The following is a 3,609-nucleotide window of genomic DNA, read 5'->3' as shown; positions in this document are numbered from 1 at the left end:
CACCCGGCGTTACGTCTCCGACATTTCGATGGACGAACTACGGGCCGTGATCGCCGCGAAGGAACACGTCGCGACCGAACCACTCCAGACGGTCAGGGAGGCCCTCGAAATCAGCTAGCATTCAACACGACTCGTTGATCACTACGCGATCTCGCACCTGATCCGAAGTCCACCACCCCACGGGGCGCTATCCAAACCTCGCCGCTCCTTGACGAGACGAAGGTAGGCCGTAGACGGCGGATACCTGCCACTTTCAGCTGTCAGAACCACGTTACTTACAGCTGAAGATCACAGGTTCTGGTGCGGCAGACGCCGGGCCGGATCACCCCAGCTCGCAACGTCTCACAAGATAATCCCGAAACGTCGTGTCGAAACCGCGCACACCCTCGACCGGCTCGGCCGGAACGTGCGCGACACCCTGAACCTGATCCACGATCTGCGCGAACGCGGAATCGGAGTGCGGAACTTCGCCGATCCGATCCGCATCGACTCGAGCAACCCGGACGGCCCGATGGCACAGCTGGCTGTCGTACTGCTGGCACTGTCCGCGCAGATGGAACGTACCTACACCCTCGAACGCGCCGCCCACGCCCGCCAGGTCGCCACCGCGAAGGGCCGGCGCACCGGCCGCCCGTCGGTGGTCACCGAATCCCAGATCGCCCACGCGACCCACCTCCGCGATACCGGGCCACGGTCGCCGAGATCGTCGCCAAGACCGGTCTGACCCGTTCCGCCCTCTACCGGCATTTGTCGCCGCGGCCGACCGAGTCCGGCACCGTCTCAACCGCTTTCGGTAGCCGCAAGTAAGGTGAGTCTGTCAGTGGCCTTTGACACGGTCACCATCCAGCGCCCCTGCAAAGTCGTGTAATTGCGTGTCAGAGGGTGTGAAGTAGCGCGATTGCGCAGAGCGGGTCGCGGCGGTGGTGCCACCTCTACCTGGGTGACAGTTCGACGGACCTGCAGAACCTGTGTGGCGTGAGGGAAGCGGAAGCCGGCATCGACCTTGGTGGCCAGGATGTCGACGCGGGAGTTGCATACCGAGACGGCAGTGCCTGCCCCCAATCCAGGCTCCTCCAGCGGTGAAACCACTGCTCAGTGGGCATCACTGACGACCGTGCCGAGGCCTTGGCGGTTGCGGGCGTAACGCAGAACTGGCTTTTGAGCAAGAAGTAAGTATGAGGGAGTTGACAACGAAGACGTCCACCCATTCGGGTGGCACCGATCAGGGTGTAAAGCAGTGCTGGCTTTTGAGCAAGAAGTGAGCGGGGGGAGGTCGGCGGCGAGAGGATTGACGATTCTGGGCGCTGGAGCGGGGGATGATCCGCAGGGACGTGTCGGGGAGTTCGAGCAGTTGTACCGGGCGCATGTGCATGCGGTGACCAGGTATTTTTCCCGTCGTACCTCCGATCCGCAAGTGGTCGCGGATTTGACGGGAGATACCTTCACCGAAGCGATCGCTTCGTTTGACTCGTTCGACCCGGCTCGAGGCGCGGCGGGCGGCTGGATTTTCGGCATAGCTCGCCGAGTTTTCGCCCAGCACTGTGAAAGCGCAGCGCGTCGATCCGACGCTGACGGGCGATTGAATGGCCGACGTGCGCTGGATCCAGACGAAATAGCCGAGCTCGTCGACCGTATTGATGCGGAGACTCAAGGACGGCGCCTGCTCGATGAGCTGGCTGCGCTCTCTTCCGCTGATCGCGATGTCATCGAATTGGTTGATCTGGCAGGCCTGACACCCAAGGACGCCGCAGCAGCACTGGGGCAGTCGCCGGGTGCTCTGCGTATCAGGCTCTTTCGGGCACGAAACAAACTGCGTACTACGGCGCAACGACCATAAGGAGATGGAACTGATGACTAAGTTTGATGACAGTCTGCTCGACGAATTGATGAACAAGCATTCGGCAACGCTGACAACGATGAAGCGAGCCGAGTCACACCGCCGGCGGACCGCTCGACCTCTGGCCTTCGCAGCCAGCGGGCTCGCTGTCGCAGGGGCCGTGTCCGCTATTGCCCTGACGGGTACCGACAGCCCGGCGTATGCAGTCACTCCAAACACCGACGGCACCGTCACCGTGTCGATCGAAGATGTCAAAGCTGTGGATGCCGCCAATGCAGAATTGCAGCGACTCGGTGTGCGAGCTACGGCAGTAGCGATGACAGACGACTGCTCGTCGTATGTGGAACCGGCCGACTATTTCGACGGTGTCGAGTGGGATGCTCCCTACACGGCAGGTGATTCCATCGTCATTGGACGAAACATTCCACAGGGGTACACCATCTTGATCAGCGTTTCCAGCAAACCGGATCGTGGGCTCGGCTACACGGGACCGGTGAAGACCCCGGCCCCCTCCTGCGTACTCGACCCGGCCAGCGACCCTGAGCAAATGTCGCCTCCCACCGCGCCACGCTGAAGCAGAGTCAGCCTCGGGACAGTCATTACACGGCAGACCGTCCCTCGCGGCCCGGTCGACACAACCTGGACTGCGATCGCGTACATGAGCATGCCTTCACCTCCTGCCTTCGATGCCTTTCCGCTGAGGGGCTGAGACGGAAGGGGCGGGAGTCGTGCAGACAGCTCATCTGGAATCTGCGCGTGCGACTTCGACGACGCGGAAGTCGTGTCGTCGGAGTCTTCTACGAACAGCTCTCTGTCTCACACGTTGTGGATGAAGGTCGACACCGGCACAGTTTCGAGACGGAAGGGTGCGGTGCATCCCATCGGGAGGCGCACACGTTGGCCGCCACATATCTGGAGGACGCATCGCGACATCCGAGAGAGTGTGCCTGAGCCCAGACCCGTGGAGGATGAGGGCATCGACGGCATGCTCCCGCGCTGCGCGATGCAATCACAGAGAACGGACAACTGGTACGGGCGGGGCGGTGGGGGCGCATCCGTGATCTTCCCCGACGGACTCGATTCACCCACTGCCCCAACCGGAATCTTCGCGAGCGACGCCGAGGGTCGATCATCTCCGACCCCGAGGGACGGAAGACGTCCATATGTGTAAACGCCATGTCAGACAGGACAACTATGCCGACAGAACTCATGCTCGGAGAAGACCCCGAATGCCTGGATAACGAAATTCTGATGGTCCGATATCAGCAATTCATCGCAAGCTCAACCGGTCACGCGTGCGCCGGCGACTTCGAGGGCCGCGATGTCTGGGCTCGGGCCGCCGATCGCTTCGCTGCCGTCGCTCGACGACGCGGCCTACAGCCTGAGGAGTTGCCTCGGAATGGGTGCACCACCGCCGGATCGTCTCGCAGCTGACCACGACACCGCGTTGAAGCATCATCTTTTCGACCTCATGGAAGCTGAGCGGGGGCCGAAAGTACAACCACACGCAGTGATTGATGATTTCGGTCGGGTACCGGTGGTCCTCGTACGACAGTATTGCGGTGCTCGCCCCATCGATTCTCCCAGTTACTGCAAGTCCAACAACGAGACAGTGTCGTCGTGATTGATTCTTGTTCTCGTCGGATCCCGACAGCGCGCAGAGCCTGCTATCGCGGCATCTCGACGCTGGTTCAGGCTGTTCCTCTTACCTATCGATCTCGGCCGCCAATCGCGCCAGGGCGCCGATGTCCGCGGAACGACTACCTGCCGGC

General features: G+C 61.8%; 2 protein-coding genes and 2 pseudogenes. 3 read left to right on the top strand and 1 reads right to left on the bottom strand.

The genetic code is table 11. The features are described from left to right. Window positions 1-367 precede the first annotated feature (367 nt). The 3 genes and pseudogenes from C8K36_RS24485 to C8K36_RS24625 form a co-directional block, all read left to right on the top strand. Window positions 368-786 (top strand): annotated as a pseudogene (locus tag C8K36_RS24485) (recombinase family protein); the annotation flags it as partial. Window positions 787-1,237: 451 nt separating this feature from the next. Then, window positions 1,238-1,837, top strand: a complete 600-nt coding sequence (locus tag C8K36_RS24475; RefSeq protein ID WP_083282743.1) for a sigma-70 family RNA polymerase sigma factor — start codon at window positions 1,238-1,240, stop codon at window positions 1,835-1,837. 4 nt (window positions 1,838-1,841) lie between these two features. Continuing rightward, on the top strand, window positions 1,842-2,411 hold the full coding sequence (locus tag C8K36_RS24625; protein ID WP_146037643.1) for a hypothetical protein: 570 nt from the start codon (window positions 1,842-1,844) through the stop codon (window positions 2,409-2,411). An 834-nt stretch (window positions 2,412-3,245) separates the two neighbouring features. Here C8K36_RS24625 and C8K36_RS25360 read toward each other — a convergent pair. After that, window positions 3,246-3,416: pseudogene (locus tag C8K36_RS25360) on the bottom strand (IS6 family transposase); the annotation flags it as partial. Window positions 3,417-3,609: the final 193 nt, after the last annotated feature.

The sequence above is a fragment of the Rhodococcus sp. OK519 genome (genome assembly GCF_003051005.1).
Lineage (GTDB): Bacteria > Actinomycetota > Actinomycetes > Mycobacteriales > Mycobacteriaceae > Prescottella.
This window is presented reverse-complemented; position numbering and strand designations above follow the sequence as displayed.